15 protein-coding genes and 1 pseudogene are annotated in these 18,412 nt (G+C 73.5%); 10 read left to right on the forward strand and 6 right to left on the reverse strand.

Annotated features, from left to right (window positions below):
* Positions 1–2 precede the first annotated feature (2 nt).
* Positions 3–1,391 carry a MoxR family ATPase gene (locus tag ICW24_RS15680; RefSeq protein WP_226346669.1) on the reverse strand — a complete coding sequence of 463 codons (1,389 nt, stop codon included), beginning with the start codon at positions 1,389–1,391 and terminating at the stop codon, positions 3–5.
* A gap of 112 nt (positions 1,392–1,503) precedes the next feature.
* On the opposite strand from ICW24_RS15680, the gene ICW24_RS15685 reads away from it, so the two are divergent.
* Positions 1,504–2,334: a maleylpyruvate isomerase family mycothiol-dependent enzyme gene (locus tag ICW24_RS15685; RefSeq protein WP_226346670.1), complete on the forward strand. Its 831-nt coding sequence runs from the start codon at positions 1,504–1,506 to the stop codon at positions 2,332–2,334.
* 47 nt (positions 2,335–2,381) lie between these two features.
* Positions 2,382–3,386, forward strand: coding sequence for an aldo/keto reductase family protein (locus ICW24_RS15690; RefSeq protein ID WP_226346671.1), 1,005 nt, complete (start codon positions 2,382–2,384; stop codon positions 3,384–3,386).
* Positions 3,387–3,514: 128 nt separating this feature from the next.
* Here ICW24_RS15690 and ICW24_RS15695 read toward each other — a convergent pair whose 3' ends face one another.
* From ICW24_RS15695 to betA, 3 genes are all read right to left on the reverse strand, one after another.
* Positions 3,515–4,588: a DoxX family protein gene (locus tag ICW24_RS15695; protein ID WP_226346672.1), complete on the reverse strand. Its 1,074-nt coding sequence runs from the start codon at positions 4,586–4,588 to the stop codon at positions 3,515–3,517.
* Positions 4,589–4,910: 322 nt separating this feature from the next.
* Positions 4,911–6,962, reverse strand: a complete 2,052-nt coding sequence (gene betT, locus ICW24_RS15700) for a choline BCCT transporter BetT (RefSeq protein WP_226346673.1) — start codon at positions 6,960–6,962, stop codon at positions 4,911–4,913.
* On the reverse strand, positions 6,959–8,755 hold the full coding sequence (gene betA, locus ICW24_RS15705; RefSeq protein WP_226346674.1) for a choline dehydrogenase: 1,797 nt from the start codon (positions 8,753–8,755) through the stop codon (positions 6,959–6,961). The genes betT and betA overlap by 4 nt, the downstream gene beginning before the upstream one ends.
* 282 nt (positions 8,756–9,037) lie before the next feature.
* Between betA and ICW24_RS15710 the strand changes: the two genes are divergently transcribed.
* The 6 genes and pseudogenes from ICW24_RS15710 (at position 9,038) to ICW24_RS15730 (ending at position 14,817) form a co-directional block, all read left to right on the forward strand.
* Positions 9,038–10,330: a sugar ABC transporter substrate-binding protein gene (locus ICW24_RS15710; RefSeq protein ID WP_226346675.1), complete on the forward strand. Its 1,293-nt coding sequence runs from the start codon at positions 9,038–9,040 to the stop codon at positions 10,328–10,330.
* A gap of 4 nt (positions 10,331–10,334) precedes the next feature.
* Positions 10,335–11,237, forward strand: a complete 903-nt coding sequence (locus ICW24_RS15715) for a carbohydrate ABC transporter permease (RefSeq protein ID WP_226346676.1) — start codon at positions 10,335–10,337, stop codon at positions 11,235–11,237.
* Positions 11,238–11,302: 65 nt separating this feature from the next.
* Positions 11,303–12,130 carry a carbohydrate ABC transporter permease gene (locus ICW24_RS15720; RefSeq protein ID WP_226346774.1) on the forward strand — a complete coding sequence of 276 codons (828 nt, stop codon included), beginning with the start codon at positions 11,303–11,305 and terminating at the stop codon, positions 12,128–12,130.
* Positions 12,127–13,644 carry a glycoside hydrolase family 3 N-terminal domain-containing protein gene (locus ICW24_RS15725; protein ID WP_226346677.1) on the forward strand — a complete coding sequence of 506 codons (1,518 nt, stop codon included), beginning with the start codon at positions 12,127–12,129 and terminating at the stop codon, positions 13,642–13,644. Before ICW24_RS15720 ends, ICW24_RS15725 begins: the two co-directional genes overlap by 4 nt.
* Before the next feature lie 14 nt (positions 13,645–13,658).
* Positions 13,659–13,829 (forward strand): annotated as a pseudogene (locus ICW24_RS19960) (anhydro-N-acetylmuramic acid kinase); the annotation flags it as partial.
* A 112-nt stretch (positions 13,830–13,941) separates the two neighbouring features.
* Entirely contained in the window at positions 13,942–14,817 is an 876-nt protein-coding gene (locus ICW24_RS15730; protein WP_372360840.1) for an anhydro-N-acetylmuramic acid kinase, read from the forward strand.
* A gap of 7 nt (positions 14,818–14,824) precedes the next feature.
* On the opposite strand, the gene ICW24_RS15735 is transcribed toward ICW24_RS15730, so the two are convergent.
* A complete protein-coding gene (locus tag ICW24_RS15735) occupies positions 14,825–15,388 on the reverse strand; it encodes a GNAT family N-acetyltransferase (protein ID WP_226346678.1) in 564 nt (187 codons plus the stop codon).
* On the reverse strand, positions 15,385–16,875 hold the full coding sequence (locus ICW24_RS15740) for an aldehyde dehydrogenase family protein (protein WP_226346679.1): 1,491 nt from the start codon (positions 16,873–16,875) through the stop codon (positions 15,385–15,387). Before ICW24_RS15740 ends, ICW24_RS15735 begins: the two co-directional genes overlap by 4 nt.
* A 356-nt stretch (positions 16,876–17,231) precedes the next feature.
* Between ICW24_RS15740 and ICW24_RS15745 the strand changes: the two genes are divergently transcribed.
* A complete protein-coding gene (locus tag ICW24_RS15745; RefSeq protein ID WP_226346680.1) occupies positions 17,232–17,789 on the forward strand; it encodes an SRPBCC domain-containing protein in 558 nt (185 codons plus the stop codon).
* Entirely contained in the window at positions 17,786–18,376 is a 591-nt protein-coding gene (locus ICW24_RS19775) for a TetR/AcrR family transcriptional regulator (RefSeq protein ID WP_226346681.1), read from the forward strand. The genes ICW24_RS15745 and ICW24_RS19775 overlap by 4 nt, the downstream gene beginning before the upstream one ends.
* Positions 18,377–18,412 lie beyond the last annotated feature (36 nt).

Here is an 18,412-nt window from a genome sequence, read left to right on the forward strand (position 1 = left end):
ACTCAGCCATAGATCGTCTCCCGGCCATCGGTGTCCTTGCTGATGCGGCGCGCGAGGAAGAGCCCCTCGAGGGCCAGTTCGGCGGCCCCGGCGCGGCCGGCGTCGTCGGTCGCGCCGAGCCGGGCGGCGAGGTCGTCGTACAGCGTGGACCCGGGCAGGTCGGGCAGCCCGTCGAGCACCTCCTGGGCGCTGACCTGCTCGCCCGTCGTCACCGAGGCGCCCGCCTCGATGGCGTCGACGAGCGGCGACAGGTCGAGGCCCGCGAGGCGGGCGCGGATGGCGCCGGCCGTGGCCGTGCGCAGCAGGTGGGTGAGGATCTCGTCCTCGCGCCCCTCCTGTCCGGTCTCGAACTCGACCTTGCCGCCGAGCACGTCGACCGCGGTGACGAGGTCGACGACCCGCGCCAGGGCGCGCGGCTCGCCCCGCCGGGTCGCCCGGTGCAGCGCGGCCGCCGCCATGGTCTCGGCGCCGGCGATGGCGAACCGCGCCGAGACGCCCGAGCGCTGGTCGACGGCCGGCGAGTCGCGCAGCTCGCGGGTGAACCGCGCGAGGATCTCGACGATGACGTCGGGCACCTCGGCCACGAGGTGCGCCTCCTGGCGCACGACCGCGACCTCGTCGGCCAGCTCCAGCGGGTAGTGGGTGCGGATCTCGGCGCCGAAGCGATCCTTGAGCGGCGTGATGATGCGCCCGCGGTTCGTGTAGTCCTCGGGGTTGGCGGACGCGACGACGAACACGTCGAGCGGGAGCCGCAGGACGTACCCGCGGATCTGGACGTCGCGCTCCTCCATGACGTTGAGCATGGCGACCTGGATGCGCTCGGCGAGGTCGGGCAGCTCGTTGACGGCGACGATGCCGCGGTGGCTGCGGGGGACGAGCCCGAAGTGGATCGTCTCGGGGTCGCCGAGGCTGCGGCCCTCCGCGACCTTGACGGGGTCGACGTCGCCGATGAGGTCGCCCACGCTCGTGTCGGGGGTGGCGAGCTTCTCGGCGTAGCGCTCGTCGCGGTGGCGCCACGCGACGGGCAGCGCGTCGCCGAGCTCGGCCGCGCGGCGCTGCGACGCGTGCGTGATCGGCCGGTAGGGGTGCTCCCCGAGCTCGGACCCCTCGATGACGGGGGTCCACTCGTCGAGCAGGCCGACGAGGGTGCGCAGCAGGCGCGTCTTGCCCTGGCCCCGCTCGCCGAGGAGCACGATGTCGTGGCCCGCCAGGATCGCCCGTTCCACCTGCGGGATGACCGTGTCCTGCAGGCCGTGCAGGCCCGGCCACGGGTCCTCGTGCGCGCCGAGCTTGGCCAACAGGTTGTCGCGCAGCTCGGTGCGCAGGTCCTTCTCGACGTGCCCCGACGCGCGCAGTTCGCCGACGGTACCGATGGTGGGGTGCTCGCTCACGAGACCAACGGTAGGACCGCCCACCGACAGGGTCGCGGGCGCACCCACCCCGACGCGGTCGCGCGGGCGCTTCTCCGGGCGCCGACCGGCCCCCCGCCGCTAGGGTGCAGCGATGGCGAGCGACACGGTCGAGGCCGACCCCCGCACCCTCATCGAGCTGTGGCGGGAGGCGGTCGAGCACACGTCCGCGTTCCTGCGGTCCCTCGATCCGGACGACTGGGACCGGCCCACCGACCTGCCCGGCTGGCGGGTCCGCGACGTCGTGGCCCACCTCGCCCATTTCGAGTCCGTCCTCGCCGGGCACCCGCAGGTGCAGGTCGAGGTCGGCGACGCGCCGCACGTGCACGGGGAGTTCGGCCGCTACATCGAGGCGGGGGTCCTGGCCCGGGCCGGGCGCCCGCCCGCCCAGCTCGTCGGCGAGTTCGTCGAGGCGGCCGACGCGCGCTACGGGCACCTCGTCCAGCACCCGATCGACGACCCGTCCGGGACGTCCGACGGGTTCGGCGCCCGCCTCGGCTGGACCTGGGTCACGCTGCTGCGCAACCGCGTCGTCGACGTGTGGACCCACGAGCAGGACGTCCGCCGCGCCGTCGGCCGCCCCGGCTCGCTCGACACCCCCGCCGCGCGGCACACCGCGGCGATGATGGCGACCTCGCTCCCGTTCGTCCTCGCCAAGCGGGCGCGGGCCGCGGCCGGGTCGTCGCTCGTCCTCGACGCCGTCGGTGAACCCGGCGGCCGCCACGTCGTCCTCGTCGGCGACGACGGGCGGGCCCGTCTCGTCGATCAGGCGCCCGACGATCCCACGCTCACCCTCCGGCTCGCCGCCGCCGACTGGCTCGCCCTCGCGGCCGGCCGCCGGGCCCCGCAGGACGTCGAGGTGCGGGTCGAGGGCGACGCCGATCTGGGGCGTCGCGTGCTGGCGGGCCTGAGCGTCATGCCCTGACCTCCCTCCGGGTGAGCGTCGCCGGCCCCCGGCGTAGCGTCGCGGACATGGACTTCCGATACCTCGGCAACAGCGGGCTCAAGATCTCCGAGATCACCTACGGCAACTGGCTCACGCACGGCTCCCAGGTGGAGAACGAGCAGGCGGTGCGCTGCGTGCGCGCCGCCCTCGACGCCGGCGTGAGCACCTTCGACACCGCCGACGTCTACGCGAACACCGCCGCGGAGACCGTCCTCGGCGGGGCGCTCGCGAGCGAGCGGCGGGAGTCGCTCGAGATCTTCACGAAGGTCTACTTCCCGACCGGCCCCAAGGGGCACAACGACACCGGCCTGTCCCGCAAGCACATCCGCGAGTCGATCGACGCGTCCCTGACGCGGCTGCGCACCGACTACGTCGACCTCTACCAGGCGCACCGCTACGACCACGAGACGCCGCTCGAGGAGACGATGCAGGCGTTCGCCGACGTGGTCCGCGCCGGCAAGGCCCTCTACATCGGCGTGAGCGAGTGGGACGCCGACCAGCTGCGCGCCGGGCACGCCCTCGCGACCGACCTCGGGATCCAGCTCATCTCCAACCAGCCGCAGTACTCGATGCTGTGGCGGGTCATCGAGGAGAAGGTCGTGCCGGCGAGCGAGGAGCTCGGCATCTCCCAGATCGTCTGGTCGCCGGTGGCGCAGGGCATCCTCACCGGCAAGTACAAGCCGGGTCAGCAGCCCCCGGAGGGCAGCCGCGCCACCGACGAGAAGGGGGGCGCCGACATGATCAAGCGGTTCATGAACGACGAGACCCTCACCGCCGTGGCGAAGCTCGAGCCGGTCGCGAAGGACCTCGGCCTGAGCATGGCGCAGCTCGCCATCGCGTGGGTCCTCGCCAACGACAACGTCGCCTCCGCGATCATCGGCGCCTCCCGCCCGGAGCAGGTCACCGACAACGTCAAGGCCGCCGGCGTGCGCCTCGACGCCGACGTCCTCGCGACCATCGACGACGCCCTCGGCGGCATCGTCGAGCGCGACCCCGGCAAGACCGTGTCTCCGGAGACGCGGATCGTCTGACCGGCGGCTCCGCGTCTCGCGCACCCCAAGACGCGTCTCGTCTGCTGGATCATGCCGTTCGCGCTCACCCATGCCGTCCTCGCGGCATGGGTGAGCGGCTTAGCGGTGAGGGCCGAACCTCACGTTCCTCACCGGTTGAGCGGCGGGCGGGGGTCCCAGGAGACGCCGCGGTCGTGCAGGAAGGTGGCCTCGGGGTCGGGGGTGAGCACGACGTCCTGGCCGGCGCCGACGAGGTGCAGCCCGTCGCCGGCGCGCGTGAAGGACAGGGTGAGGGTCTGGGCCGTCGCGCCCTTCGCGGACGACGGCTCGTCGCGGTGGAGCGGCGCGCCGCGGGTGATCTCGATGGTCCCGGGCTTCGGGATCCGGTAGCCGCCCAGGTAGAGGCGGCCGTCGGCGAGGCGGATGCTCACGGTGGCCCGACCCTGGAAGCCGTCCCGCGCGAAGGACACCTGCGACCACCGGGCGTCGCGGCTCAGTTGCGCGGACGGCCGGGCCGCGTCCTGCGTGACGCGGTACACGCCGGGGACGCCGTGCCCCATCGGCACCGGGGTGGTCACGGTGCCCACCACCCCGGCTCCCGCCAGGGCGACGAGGGCCAGGCCCGCGAGGGGTCCGGCGAACCGGGTGAACCGGCGGACCCGCGGGAACGGCACCGCCTCCGCCGACGGCCCGGCGGGCACCGGACCGCTGCCGAGCAGGGCGCGGGCGAAGCGCGTCGCGTACGGCGCCAGGACGAGCAGGCAGCCGACCGTCAGTGCGAGGGACAACTGTTTGACGGGCACGTCATAGGCGAGGTTGAGGACGAAGACGACACCCATGTCGGCGGCGCCGATGAGCGCGCCGAGGCCCGCCGTCCTCCGCCACACGAGCAGCACCGCGGCGAGCACCTCGGCCAGGCCCGCGAGGCACTGGACGAGCGGCGAGAATCCCATGAGGCGCCACAGCAGGCCCATCGGGCTCATCTCGCCGAACTGCACGAGCGCGTCGCCGACGTCGGCCCGGCCCATCTGCAGGAGGAACACCTTGCTCCAGCCGTAGACCGCGATGATCCCCGCCAGTCCGATGCGCAGGAGCCAGTGGCCCATCCACCCGGCCGCGACGAGGCGGGAGCGCCACGGCGCGTTGCGCGTCGCGGGCGCCGTCGCAGGGTCGACGCCCGGCGGGGGTGCGATGTCGGGCGTGGTGGAGGTCCTGGTCGGCATGGTCCGACCGTCCTTTCCGCTCGGGGACGTGCAACCTGACGACCTCCTGTCTACGAGTGAGGCGCCGCGGCGGGCGTCGAACCGTGGGACCGACCTGGTGCCCTCGCATCAGACCGAGGTCGTACGCGACCGAGCGGCCGGCCGCGTCGTCGGGCCGGAAGCTCGTCGAGGAGAACGACGCTCAGATGCGACGTGTCGATGGCGGCTCCGGAGACGCGGCGGCCCGCCGCCGGGCGTCGGGGCGGCACGACGACGGCCGCGGCCGCGGGATGCCCTCTCGGGTCCCGCGACCGCGGCCGCGATCGACGTGCGTGGCGCCGTTCTACAGCGGCGTCTCCAGCCGCAGGAACGCGAGGTGGCGCTCGTGCTGGTCGAGCACGTCGTGGATGATCTGCGCCTGCGTGTACCCCATGACGTCGTAGCCCTGGCCGCCGGCGTCCGTGTGCACCTCGAGGCGCGAGGTGGAGTCGCCCTGTCGGACCATGCGGCCGCCGAAGGCGGGCACGGGGATCTGGTCGATCTCGACGCGGTAGACGAACGGTGAGCCCTTCTCGGGGGCGCTGCGCAGCTCGGCCCAGGCGGGCAGCCCGCCGTCGAGGTGGGACACCTCGGCGGGCACCCCCATGGACTGCAGCTCGGTCGCGACCTCCACGAGGGCCGGCGCGACCACGCCGTTGAGGTGGCGCTGCGCGTCGGCCGTCGACACCGCCTGCACCTGACGCTGCAGGCGACTGCGCCACGTGCGGGCGAGGTGGCGGTCGCCGTCCGCCCCCAGCGTCGCCGCCGGGATGCGGTGGTGCGAGCTCTGCACCCGGTACTCCTCGGTGCGCAGCGCCCGCCACAGCCCGAACATGACGAGCGCCATGACGAACGCGAACGGCAACCCCATGATGACCGTCGCGTTCTGCAGAGCGGTGATCCCGCCGACGAGGAGCATCGCCACGGTGAGCAGGCCCGTCGCGGCGGCCCAGACGATGCGCAGCCACGGCTTGCCGTCGTCCTCCGGTGACGCGAGGCGGGACGAGAGGTTGGCCATGACGAGCGCACCGGAGTCGGCGGACGTCACGTAGAACAGGAGGCCCACGAAGGTCGCCAGCCCGATGAGCAGCCCGGCGCCCGGGTACTGCTGGAGCAGGGTGTAGAACCCCTCCTCCGGCTTGAGCTCGCCGAACGCGGTGTCCCCGTTCCGGATCCGTTCGATGGCGGAGTTCCCGAAGATCGACACCCACATGACGATGTAGCTGAACGGCAGGATCATCGTGCCCGCGACGAACTGCCGGATCGTGCGGCCCTGGCTGATCCGGGCGAGGAACAGCCCGACGAAGCTCGCCCACGCGATCCACCACGCCCAGAAGAACAGGGTCCACGCGGCCATCCAGTCGGTGGGCTGGTCGTACGCGAACGTCGACGCCGTCATCTGGGGGAACAGGCGCACGAAGTCGCCGATGTTCTGCACGAGCGCGTTGAGCAGGAACTGCGTGTTGCCCGTGAGCAGCACCCACAGGGCGATGCCGATGGCGAGCAGCACGTTGAGCTGCGACAGGAACCGGATGCCCTTGTCGACACCCGTCGTCGCCGACACGGCCGCCATGACGACGGCGATGACGACGAGCGCGATCTGAACGGTGATCGCCTGGTCCTCGGGGAAACCGAAGAGCATGTCGAGGCCCACCGACAGCGACACGACGCCGATGCCGAGCGACGTCGCGACGCCGAAGATCGTGCCGAGGATCGCGGCGATGTCGACGACGTACCCCAGCGGCCCGTCGAGGCGCTTGGCCCCGAAGACCGGCACGAGCGCCGACCGGACCGCGAGCGGCTGGTGGCGCCGGTAGGCGAAGTACGCGAGGGCCATCCCCATGAGCGAGTACATGGCCCACCCGCTGATGCCGTAGTGGAACAGCGTCCAGACGGGCGCCTCGTCGGCGGCCTGCAGCGACTGGGCCTGCACCCGCGGCGGGGTGAGGAACTGCGCGACGGGCTCGGCCACCGAGAAGAACATGAGGTCGGTGCCGATGCCGGCCGCGAAGAGCATCGCCGCCCACGAGAACGTCGTGTACTGCGGCGTGCTGTGGTCCGGCCCGAGCTTGACCTTGCCGTAGCGCGAGAACCCGAGACCGATGACGAAGATGACGACACACGTGGCCAGGAGGATGTAGAACCACCCGAACCACCCCGCCGTCCACCCGACGGCAAGTCCGAGAACGTTCTCGGCTTGCTTCGGAGCCACCATCGCCCACCCCGCCACGACGAGGATCCCGGCGAGCGAGCCGAGGAAGACGACGAGGTTGACCGGGTTCCGGCCCCGCTTCCGGTCCTGGATGCGGTCCGCCGGTGGCGTGCCGGGCCCGTCGGGTGCGGCGGTCGCGCTCACGCGGTCACGTCCCGGTCGAGCCCGGCGTCCCGGGCGCGCAGCCGCGCGGGCGAGAGCGTGGCGCCGGCGGCGCTCGGCGGGTCGGCGAGGGCGTCCCACGCGTCGTTGCGCGGGTCGCCGGGCGGGAACAGCGGCATCCCGGCGCCGTGCCGGTAGAACGGCACCTCGGTGAGGGGCGGCAGCGGGGTGTTGCCGGCGATGAGGTCGGCCGCCTTCTCGGCGACCATCATCACGGGCGCGTAGATGTTGCCGTTGGTCACGTACGGGAACACGGACGCGTCGACGACGCGCAGGCCCTCGACGCCGTGGACCTTCATCGAGGCCGGGTCGACGACGGAGGTCTCGTCGGTGCCCATCTTCGCCGTGCACGACGGGTGCAGCGCCGTCTCGGCGTCCTTCGCGACCCAGTCGAGGATCTCCTGGTCGGTCTCGACGGCCGACCCGGGAGAGATCTCGCCGCCGCTGAACGCCGCGAACGCCGGCTGCTCGAGGATGTTGCGGGCGGCGCGGATCATCTCGATCCACTCGCGCCGGTCGTTCTCGGTGGACAGGTAGTTGAACTGCACGGCCGGGTGGGCGAGCGGGTCGCGGCTCTTGAGCTTCACCGTGCCGCGGCAGTCGGAGTACATCGGGCCGATGTGCACCTGGTAGCCGTGCTCGCTCGCCGGCTTGCTGCCGTCGTAGCGGATGGCGATGGGCAGGAAGTGGAACATCTCGTTCGGGTAGGGCACCTCGTCGTTGCTGCGGATGAACCCGCCGCCCTCGAAGTGGTTGCTCGATCCCACGCCCGTGCGGCCGAAGAGCCACTGGGCGCCGATCATCGGCTTGTACTTGTGCGCGAGGTACGGCGCGATCGACACCGGCTGGGTGCACGCGTGCTGGATGTACACCTCGAGGTGGTCCTGGAGGTTGGCCCCGACGCCGGGCAGGTCGGCGACGACGTCGATGCCGAGGGCCCGCAGGTCGTCGGCCGCGCCGATCCCCGAGAGCTGCAGCAGCTGCGGGGAGTTGAACGCGCCGCCGCAGAGGATGACCTCACCGGCGCTGACCGTGTGCTGCTGCTTGCCGAACCGGACGTAGTCGACGCCGGTGACGCGCGTGCCCTGGGTGCGCAGGCCGGTGACCTGGGCGAGGGTCTCGACCTTGAGGTTCTTGCGGCTCATGACCGGGTGCAGGTAGGCGCGGGCGGCGGACAGGCGGCGGCCGCGGTACACGTTGCGGTCGAACGGCGCGAAGCCCTCCTGGCGGTACCCGTTGACGTCGTCCGTGAGGGGGTAGCCGGCCTGCTGGACGGCCTCGAAGAACGCGCCGAACAGCGGGCTCGTGGCCGGGCCGCGCTCGAGCTTGAGGGGACCGGACCCGCCGCGCCACGCGTCGGCGCCGGCGAGGCACGTCTCCATGCGCTTGAAGTAGGGCAGGCAGTGCGCGTAGTCCCACTCGGACATGCCCTGGTCGGCGGCCCACCGCTCGTAGTCGAGGGGGTTGCCGCGCTGGAAGATCATGCCGTTGATGGAGCTCGACCCGCCGAGGACCTTGCCGCGGGCGTGGTAGACGCGCCGCCCACCCATGAACGGCTCGGGCTCCGACTCGTACTTCCAGTCGTAGAACCGGGAGCCGATGGGGAACGGCAGCGCCGCGGGCATGTGGATGAACGGGTCGATGCGGAAGTCGCTGCGGCCGGCCTCGAGGAGAAGGACCGACGTGGACTCGTCGGCGCTGAGGCGGTTGGCGAGGGCCGAGCCTGCCGACCCCCCTCCGACGATGACGTAGTCGTAGCGTGTGGACTCGCTCATGGCACTCCTTGTCGAGGAAGACGCCGCCCGGGGTGGGCGCCGCCGTCGGGTGGGGCCGGGACCGCACCGTCCTTGAACGGGGACGCTATCGGAGGGGGCCGACGCCGCGCGAGGACCTGCCACCCCGGCGCCCCGACCGGGGCGAAAGGTCCCTTTCCCCACCCCCACATCGGTGATAAGTTTCGTCAGAACCGAATGACATGTAATTAAGTTCTGCCCGTCGGTGCCCGAGCGGCGCCGGTCGACGACGACGCGGCGGGGCGAGACGGCGGAGGAGTGCTCATGCGGAAGTCGATGGCGGGCATGGCGGCGGGGATCCTCGTGGTGTCGCTGGCGTCCTGCGGGGACGCGGGCGGGTCGGGGGGCTCCGGGGGCTCCACGGACGGGGGCGGCAAGAAGCTCACCGTATGGATCATGGAGGGCACCAACCCAGACGCGAGCGCGTACTTCGAGACGGTGACGTCGACCTTCAAGGCGAAGACGGGGGCCGACCTCGACGTGCAGATGGTCCCCTGGTCCGGGGCCAAGGACAAGTTCACGACCGCGATCGCCGGCGGCACCACGCCCGACGTCGCGGAGGTGGGCGCGACGTGGACGCCCGAGTTCGCGGAAGCGGGTGCGATCGCCGACCTCGGCGACAAGGTGAGCGCCGCCGGGCTCGACTCGGACCTCGTCGGCAGCCTCAAGGAGGCCGGCACCTACGACGGCCGCCTGTACGGGATGCCCTGGTACGCGGGCGTGCGCTCGATGCTCTACAACAAGGACGTGTTCGCGAAGGCCGGCATCACCACTCCGCCGAAGACGTGGGCCGAGCTCACGACCGCCGTCGAGAAGATCAAGAAGACCCAGCCGAAGGTCACGCCGTTCCCCGTGCCCGGCAGCAGCGAGTTCACGGCCACCCCGTTCGTCTGGGGCGGCGGGGGCGAGCTCGCGACGCAGTCGGGCGGCCGGTGGAAGAGCGGGCTGGCCGACCCCAAGGCCGTCGAGGGCATCACCTTCCTCACCGACCTCGCGCTCGAGCACGGCTCGAGCACGCCCGCGGCGGCCACGTGGACGGAGAAGGACGCGCTCACCGCGTACGCCAAGGGCGACGTGGGCATGGTGGTCGCCGGGTCGTGGACACCCGCGACGCTCGCGCAGGACGCCCCGGAGGTGGCGAAGAAGACGGGCGCCTTCGTCATGCCGGGCAAGAGCGGCATGGCGCCCTCGGCCGTCGGCGGGTCGCACCTGTCGGTGTTCGAGACGGCGAAGGACAAGGATCTCGCCTGGCAGTTCGTGCAGCTCATGACGACGGGCGACCTCGCGAAGAAGTGGGGCGAGGAGTCGAACTACTTCTCCGGGCAGAAGTCGGCGCTCGACGCGCAGCTCGCGTCCGCGAGCGACGCGCAGAAGGTGTTCGCGACGCAGATGACCCAGGGCGGCCGCACCGTCCCCGTCACGCCGCAGTGGGGCAAGGTGCAGGGCAAGAAGGTGATCCCGACGATGATGCAGTCCGTCCTCTCGAGCAAGGCCGACGCGAAGACCGCCACCGACCAGGCCGCGAAGGACATGGACGCCGCCTTCGCGGGAAACTGACCGCATGGGGTCCCACCGGATGCGCACGCTCCGGCCGTGGCTGCTGCTCGCGCCGACGCTCGCGCTCATGGCGGTGCTCCTCGCGTGGCCGCTCGGCCGGGTGGTGTGGCTGTCGTTGCAGAACTACGGCCTGCGAGAGCTCAACCGGGGCACGACGAACTTCGTCGGGTTCGACAACTACGTCTCCGTCCTCACCCAGCCCTACCTGTGGACGATCGTGCTGCCCAACACGATCGGCTTCGCCGTGGTCACCGTCGTCGGGACGGTCGCGCTCGGGACGCTCGTCGCGCTGTTCCTCGCGACGCTGCCCGTCGCGTGGCGCTACCTCGCCTCGAGCGCGGTCATGGTGGCGTGGGCGGTGCCGGCCATCACCGGCACCTACGTGTGGGTGTTCCTCTTCGACGCCGCCGACGGCCTCGTCACGCACGCCCTCGGCGGGCTCGGCGTCATCGAGACGGGCAGCGTCAACTGGTTCCTCGAGCGGTGGAGCTTCTTCGGCATCGCCGCGCTCAACGTCGTCCACCACGGGTTCCCGTTCGTCGCGGTGACGGTGCTGGCCGGCCTGCTCACGGTGCCGACGGAGCTGTACGAGGCGGCGGTCATCGACGGGGCGGGGGCGTGGCGGCGGTTCTGGAGCGTCACCGTTCCCGTGCTCAAGCCGATCTTCGCCGTCGTCACAATCCTGTCGACGATCTGGGACTTCAAGGTGTTCGCCCAGATCTTCCTCATGCCGGGCGGGTCGGGCACGAACCGCGAGGTGTTCAACCTGGGCGTGTGGAGCTACATCCAGAGCTTCGCCCAGGGCCGGTACGGGCTCGGCGCGGCCATCGCCGTGCTGCTCACCCTCCTGCTGCTCGGCATCACCGTCGTCTACCTGCGCACCCTGTTCGTCGAGGAGGACCTGTGAGCACCACGCCCGCCCCGGTGATCGCGCCGGTCGCGCCGGAGGAGTCGCGGGACGGCGCCGCCCCCCTGCGGGCCGACCGCACGTCGCTGCGCCCCTGGCAGGTCGCCACGCTCGTCGCCCTCCTCGGCTTCGCGCTGTTCCCCGCCTACTGGATGGTCTCGACCGCCCTCGACCCGCGGGCGTCCACCCGGGGCGGGTCGCTGCTGCCGTCGGGGCTGACGCCGCGGCACTTCTCGTTCGTCCTCGGCGACGGCGGGTTCGGCGCCTTTCTGCTCAACTCCGCGCTCGTCGCCGTCGTCACGGTGCTCATCTCCTCGGCGGTCGCCCTCCTCGCGGCCGTGGCGGTCGCGCGGTTCCGGTTCCCGCTGCGGCGCCAGATCCTCGTCATGATCCTCGTCGCGCAGATGGTGCCGCTCGAGGCGCTCGTCATTCCCTTGTTCCTGCAGGCCCGCACCCTGCACATGCTCAACAGCCTGCTCGGCCTGGCCGTCGTCTACCTCGCGTTCAGCCTGCCGTTCGCGGTGTGGCAGCTGCGCGGGTTCGTGGCCGCCGTGCCCGTGGAGGTCGAGGAGGCCGCGTACGTCGACGGGTGCGGCTGGGGGCAGATGTTCCTGCGGGTGCTCCTCCCGCTCGTGGCCCCCGGCCTCGTCGCGACGAGCGTCTTCAGTTTCATCACGGCGTGGAACGAGTTCATCTTCGCGCTGACGTTCCTCCAGGACGACGACAAGTACACGGTCGCGGTCGGGCTGCAGAAGTTCTTCGGCGAGCACACCGCCGACTGGGGTCCGATCATGGCGGCCTCGACGCTCATCACCGTGCCCGTCGTCGTGTTCTTCCTCCTCGTGCAGCGCAACCTCGTCTCGGGCCTCGCGGCGGGCGCGGTCAAGGGATGAGCGGGCGGCTCGCGGCCCGGGTCCTCCTCGCCGGGTTCCCGGGGTCGGCGGGCGTGCCGCCCTGGCTGGCCGACGCGATCGCGGACGGCCTCGGCGGCGTCGTCCTCTTCGCCGAGAACACGCCCGACGTCGCCTCCACCCGCGCCCTCGTCGACGCGCTGCGGGCCCGGCGCCCCGACGGCCCCGGCCTCGTCGTCGCCGTGGACGAGGAGGGCGGCGACGTCTCCCGGCTCGAGGCGGCCACGGGATCCTCCCTGCCCGGGGCGGCCGCGCTGGGCGCGGTGGACGACCCGGACCTCACGCGCGCGTGCGGCGCGGCCCTCGGCGCGGTGCTCGCCGCGGCCGGGGTCGACCTCGACCTCGCGCCGTGCCTCGACGTCGCCTCCGAGCCGCGCAATCCCGTCATCGGGGTGCGCGCGTTCGGCGCCGACCCCGGCCTCGTCGCGCGGCACGGCTCCGCCTTCGCCGCCGGCCTCGCGGCGGCGGGGATCGCCTCGTGCGCCAAGCACTTCCCCGGGCACGGCGACACGCGGGTGGACTCCCACGTGGACCTGCCGGTGCTCGGCGCGCCCCTGGCCACCGTGCTCGCCCGCGACGTCGCCCCCTTCGACGCCCTCGCGGGGGACGTCGACGCCGTGATGACCGCCCACGTCGTCGTGCCCGAGGCCGGGCCGGAGCCGGCCAGCCTGTCGCGGTGGGCCACGCGGCGCCTGCGGGAGGCGGGGTTCGCGGGTGCGATCGTCACCGACGCCCTCGGCATGCGCGCGGTCACCGGCGAGGCCGGCCTCGGCGAGACGTGCGTGCGGGCCCTGGAGGCCGGGGCCGACCTGTTGTGCCTCGACGCCCCCCACCAGCGCGATCCCCGGGCCGCGTACGACGAGGCGACCGCGGCGATCGAGGCCGCGCTCGCCACCGGCCGCCTCGACGCGGGGGAGCTCGAGGCCTCCGCCGCCCGCGTCGCCCGCCTCGTGCGGCGCGGCCCGGAGAAGGCCCGGGCCGGCTCCGGCGCCGAACGGGAGCGCCGCGGGACCGGCGGCGTGCTCCTCCCGTCGGGGTCTCGCGCGTCGCTCGAGGCGTTGCGGACGCTCGGCCGGGCGGCGGCGCGGCGGGCGCTGGGGGTCGCGGGCGACGTCCGCCTCCGCGGGGCGCCCCTGCTCGTCGACGTGCGAGGGGAGGCGTCGTACGCGGCGGGCCGGCACGGCGCCGCCTTCGCCGTGGCCCTCTCCGCGGCGGGCGCACCCGTCGAGGTGCTGCGGCCCGATTCGCCCGCGTCGGAGGTGATCGCGCGGGTCCGCGGAGCGGCGGAGGTCGTGTTCCTCACCCGCCGCGCGCTCGGCGAGCCCGCCGAGCGGGAGCTGCTCGACGCGTTCACGGCCGCCCGCCCCGACGCCGTCGTCGTGCACACCGGTACCGCCGACAGCGCCCCGGCCGCGGCCCGCCTCGTGCTCGCTCTCGGCAACGGCCGCGCCAACGCGGAGGCCGTGGCCGCCGCCCTGACCGGGGCGACGACGTGAGGGTCCTCGGCCTCATGTCGGGCACGTCGCTCGACGGGATCGACGCCGCGCTGGGCGAGTTCACGGCCGCCGGCGACACCCTCGAGCTCACCCCGCTCGGCCTGGTCTCGACGCCGTGGCCGCCCGACCTGCGCCGCGACCTGCTCGCCGCGCTGCCACCCGCGCAGACGGGCACCGAGCGATGGTGTCGGCTGCACGCGCAGGCCGGCCGGGCGTTCGGCGCGGCCGCCCGGCGCGCCCTCGACGCCCTCGGGCCCGCCGACCTCGTCGTGTCACGGCCAGACCCTGCACCACCTCGTGGAGGACGGCGTCGTCGTCGGCACGCTGCAGGTCGGCGACGCGGCCTTCGTCCACGCGGCCACCGGCCTGCCCGTCCTCGACCGGCTCCGGTCGGCGGACATCGCCGCCGGCGGCCAGGGCGCGCCGCTCGCGAGCACGCTCGACGCGCTGTGGCTCGCCGACGCGCCGACCGCGGCCCTCAACCTCGGTGGCATCGCCAACGTGACCATCGTCGGGACGCCCGGCGGCCTCGTCACCGGAGACACCGGCCCCGCGAACTGCCTTCTCGACGCGGCCGCGGCGCAGCTCGGGCGCGACCGCGACGACGACGGCGCCCTCTCCGCGGCGGGCCGCGTCGACGAGGCCGCGCTGGCGCGCCTGCTCGCCGACCCCTACCTGGCGCGTCCGCTGCCGAAGAGCACCGGACGGGAGCACTTCCACGCCGGGTACGTGGCCGAACGCCTCGCCGGCGAGGTCGGTGTGCCGACCGGCCCGGACCTGTTCGCGACGCTCGCGGAGTTCACGGCGCGCAGCGTGGCCGACGTCGTCGCGGCGCACGGCCCGGTCGACCGGCTCGTCGTCTCCGGCGGCGGGGTCGCCAATCCCGACCTGCTGCGGAGGATCGCCCGGGCCACCGGCGTGGACCCCGTGACCAGCGACGCCCTCGGCCTCCCGGCGCAGGCCAAGGAGGGTTACCTCATGGGGCTGCTCGGGTGGTTGTCGTGGCACGGCCTCCCGGGGGTGGCGTGCGCGCCGGGCGGGCCGGTGACGGGGGCGAGCCGGCCGGCCGTGCTCGGCTCCCTCACGCCGCCGGTGCCCGCCGGGGTCGGGGGTGGGATCGCCGGCGCGCCGGTGGCGCCGCGACGCCTGGTCGTCCTCCCCGTCCCGGGCTGAGGGCCGATCAGCGGGTCGAGGCGGTCGGCGGGTCGAGGAGCGCGGGGCGGGCCATCTCGACGCTGCGCCACGTGACGCCGCCCACCGGCCAGGTCAGCACCGTGCCGGTGGGGGTGAAGCCGAGCCGGTCGTAGTGGCGGCGGGCGGCCGCGTTGCCCTCGACGACGCCGAGGGTGAGGCGTTCGACACCGGGCCGGGCGGAAGCCCGTCCGACGATCCCGTCGACGAGCGCGTGCCCCAGCCCGCTCCCCCGACGCGCGGGGTCGAGCAGGATCCGGCCCACGCGGACGGTCGCGCCGTCGTCGACGACGGCGAGACCGGCGTGCCCGACGACCACACCCCGGGCGCCGGGCGTGAGCGCGACCCACGATGTCCGACCCAACGCCTCGCCCTCGGCGAGCATCGCCTCCAGCGCGGTGAGGCGGAGCGGCCAGGCCAACGTGGGCCCCGCCCACGTGGCGAGCGCCGCCTCGTCGGGGGTCCAGGCGAGCAGGTGCGGGAGGTCGGAGCGTCGGGCGGGGCGCCAGGTGAGGGCGGGCGGCCCGCCCGAGGTGCCGCGCGGGTCGGTCACCGGTCCGCGAACCACCCGGCGGGCGCGGGGCGCGTGTTGTGCCAGATGTGCTTGGTCTCGCGGTACTCCTCGAGGCCGGCGAGGCCGAGCTCGCGGCCGATGCCGGACTGCTTGTAGCCGCCCCACTCGGCGCCGGGCACGTACGGGTGGTAGTCGTTGATCCAGATCGTGCCGTGGCGCAGGCGGCCGGCGACGCGCTCGGCGCGGCCCGCGTGCTGGGTCCACACCGCGCCGGCCAGGCCGTAGATCGTGTCGTTCGCGATGGCGACCGCCGCGTCCTCCGCCTCGTCGGGCGTCGCGCCCGAGAACGTCTCGACGGTGAGCACCGGGCCGAACGACTCGTCGTGCACGCACCGCATCTCGCCGGTGCAGCCGTCGAGGATCGTCGGCGGGTAGAACCAGCCCCGCGCGAGGTCGCCGCCGGTCGGGATCGCCCCGCCGGTGAGCAGCCGGGCGCCGTCGGCCACGGCCTCGTCGACGTAGCGCTGCACCTTCTCGCGGTGCGCCTCGCTGATGAGGGGGCCGGTCTCGGCCTCCTCGTCGAAGGGCCCGCCGAGGCGGATGAGCTCCGCGCGGCGGACGAGCTCGGCGACGACCTCGTCGTGGATCGACTCCTCGACGACGAGGCGCGCGCCGCCGGAGCAGACCTGGCCGGAGTCGAGGAAGACCGCGGTGAGGGCGTTGTCGATGGCGGCAGACCGGTCGGCGTCGGCGAACACGACGTTCGGGTTCTTGCCGCCGAGCTCGAGCGCGACGCGCTTCACCGTCGGGGCCGCGGCCGCCATGATCCGCTTGCCCGTCTCGAGGCCGCCGGTGAACGAGACGAGGTCGACCTCGGGGGCCTCGGTCATCGCGGCGCCGACCGTCGCGCCCGGGCCGAGGACGAGGTTGGCCACGCCGGCCGGCAGGCCCAGCTCGTCGAGCGCCCGCGCGAGCCAGATCGACGTCGACGGGGTGAGCTCGCTCGGCTTGAGCACGAACGTGTTTCCCGCGGCGAGCGCCGGCGCGACCTTCCAGCTCGTCTGCAGCAGCGGGTAGTTCCACGGCGTGATGAGCGCGCAGACCCCGACGGGCTCGTGGACGACGCGGCTGCGCACGTCGGGCATCCCGGTGTCGACGACGCGGCCCGCGTCGGCGTTCGCGAGCCGGGCGAAGTGACGGAAGACGGCGATGATGTCGTCCATGTCGATGCGCGCCTCGACCATCCGTTTGCCCGTGTCGAGGGCCTCCAGGCGCGCGACCTGCTCCTTCTCGGCCTCGAGCTTGTCGGCGAGCCGGCCCAGGAGCGCCCCGCGCTCGGGGGAGGGCGTGTTCGGCCACTCACCGGAGTCGAAGGCCCGCCGGGCCGCGCGCACCGCCGCGACCGCGTCGTCCGCGCCCGCCTCCGAGACGACCGCGACCTCGCTGCCGTCGGCCGGGCAGGTGATGGTGCGGGTGCCGCCGGCGGCCGGGGCGACCCAGCTCCCGTCGATGAAGAGCTCGGGCATGGGGGTGGCCTCCTGGACGGGACGACGGCTGGTCGTTCAGCACGCTATCGACCCTGGCGAGCGAGCGTCCATTCGCGGCCCACGCCCCGAGGGCCCGTGAGAGACCTACGGGCCGTCGGGCGACCGGAGGACCCGCGCGACGAGCCTGTCGACGGTGGGCCGATCGCGATACGAGCCGCTCGCGTGCCAGGCGGTGGCGACGTCGTGGGCAGGGCCGCCCCATGTGGAGAGCGCGACTGTGGCACGCCGGTGGCGACCGTCGCGCCCGGGACTTTCCGCGCCTCGTCGACACCACGAGCTAACAGTGTTAGCCTGGCTCTGTTCGCAAGCTGACGGCGTTACCCGGAGGTTCCTCCATGCGACTCGTCCCGACTCTCACCCACGGCCCGTCCACCCTCGTCGCGGTGCTCCTCGGTCTGCTGGCCCTCGTGCCGCTCACCGGCCTCGCGGCCTACGCGTGGACCGCCACCCACCCGCACGTCATCACGACGACGACCCGGATCCGGGCCGCGCCCGCCCAGGTGTGGTCCGTCCTCGCCGACCGCGCGGCCTACCCGGAGTGGAACCCGTCGATCATCCTCAGCGAGGGCGACCTCGTCGTCGGGGGTCGGCTGCACAACGAGGTCCGCAGCGGGGACGGGACGATGACGTTCGACCCCGTCGTCCTCGCCGCCGACCCCGGTCGCGAGCTGCGCTGGATCGGTCGTCTGTGGGTGCCCGGCCTCGCCGACGGTGAGCACTCCTTCGTCATCCGCGATCTCGGTGACGGGAGCGTCGAGTTCACTCAGGAGGAGACGTTCGTCGGTGCGCTCGTCCCGTTCGCCGGGGCGACTCTCGACCTGCAGGACGACGTCGACGCCGTCAACGCCGCGCTCAAGGAGCGCGTCGAGGCCCGGGTAGCGTCGGCGCCGTGACCGATAGTGCCGCTCGCGCGAGCCGCGACGAACCGCCGCAAGGGCCCCCCGCCACGGCCCGCGTGCAGCAGATCGTCGCGGCCGCGCGCGTGCTGCTCGAGGAGCACGGGTGGGAGGCGATCAGCATGCGTACCGTGGCCGACCGCCTCGGCATCCGCGCGCCGTCGCTGTACAAGCACATCGCCGGCAAGGAGGAGCTGCAGGCCGCTCTCGTCGCCGACGGTCTGCGCGAGATGGGCGCCGCCCTCCACGGGTGCGTGGCCGACGCCGGCGTACTCGACAGCTCCGACGCGGCGGACCGGGCCGCCCGGGTGCGGGCGCTCCTCGGGACGTACCGGCGGCACGCGCTCGCCAACGGGGCGATGTACCGCCTGGCCACCTCGGGCCCCCTGCGGCGCGAGGTGCTGCCCGACGGCCTCGAGGAGTGGGCGGGTCGACCGTTCTGGCTCGTCACCGGTGACCCGATCCGGGCGCAGGCGCTGTGGGCGGCGACCCACGGCCTGGCCGTCCTCGAGCTCGACGGCCGCTTCCCACCGGGCTCGCCGGTGGACAAGGCGTGGGCGGCCACCGCGTGGGCCTTCGCCTGACCGAAGACGTCGTCGCTGTCCCGATCGCGGCCCGGG

The organism is Agilicoccus flavus, from assembly GCF_014857905.1.
Lineage (GTDB): Bacteria > Actinomycetota > Actinomycetes > Actinomycetales > Dermatophilaceae > Agilicoccus > Agilicoccus flavus.

What these genes read in the sequence shown, in the direction of transcription:
- ICW24_RS15710 (WP_226346675.1), top strand. Translation starts at nt 9,038, where the DNA reads ATGCGGAAGTCGATGGCGGGCATGGCGGCGGGGATCCTCGTGGTGTCG.
- betA (WP_226346674.1), bottom strand. Translation starts at nt 8,755, where the DNA reads ATGAGCGAGTCCACACGCTACGACTACGTCATCGTCGGAGGGGGGTCG.
- ICW24_RS15685 (WP_226346670.1), top strand. Translation starts at nt 1,504, where the DNA reads ATGGCGAGCGACACGGTCGAGGCCGACCCCCGCACCCTCATCGAGCTG.
- ICW24_RS15745 (WP_226346680.1), top strand. Translation starts at nt 17,232, where the DNA reads ATGCGACTCGTCCCGACTCTCACCCACGGCCCGTCCACCCTCGTCGCG.
- ICW24_RS15690 (WP_226346671.1), top strand. Translation starts at nt 2,382, where the DNA reads ATGGACTTCCGATACCTCGGCAACAGCGGGCTCAAGATCTCCGAGATC.
- ICW24_RS15725 (WP_226346677.1), top strand. Translation starts at nt 12,127, where the DNA reads ATGAGCGGGCGGCTCGCGGCCCGGGTCCTCCTCGCCGGGTTCCCGGGG.
- ICW24_RS15740 (WP_226346679.1), bottom strand. Translation starts at nt 16,875, where the DNA reads ATGCCCGAGCTCTTCATCGACGGGAGCTGGGTCGCCCCGGCCGCCGGC.
- ICW24_RS15715 (WP_226346676.1), top strand. Translation starts at nt 10,335, where the DNA reads ATGGGGTCCCACCGGATGCGCACGCTCCGGCCGTGGCTGCTGCTCGCG.
- ICW24_RS15695 (WP_226346672.1), bottom strand. Translation starts at nt 4,588, where the DNA reads ATGCCGACCAGGACCTCCACCACGCCCGACATCGCACCCCCGCCGGGC.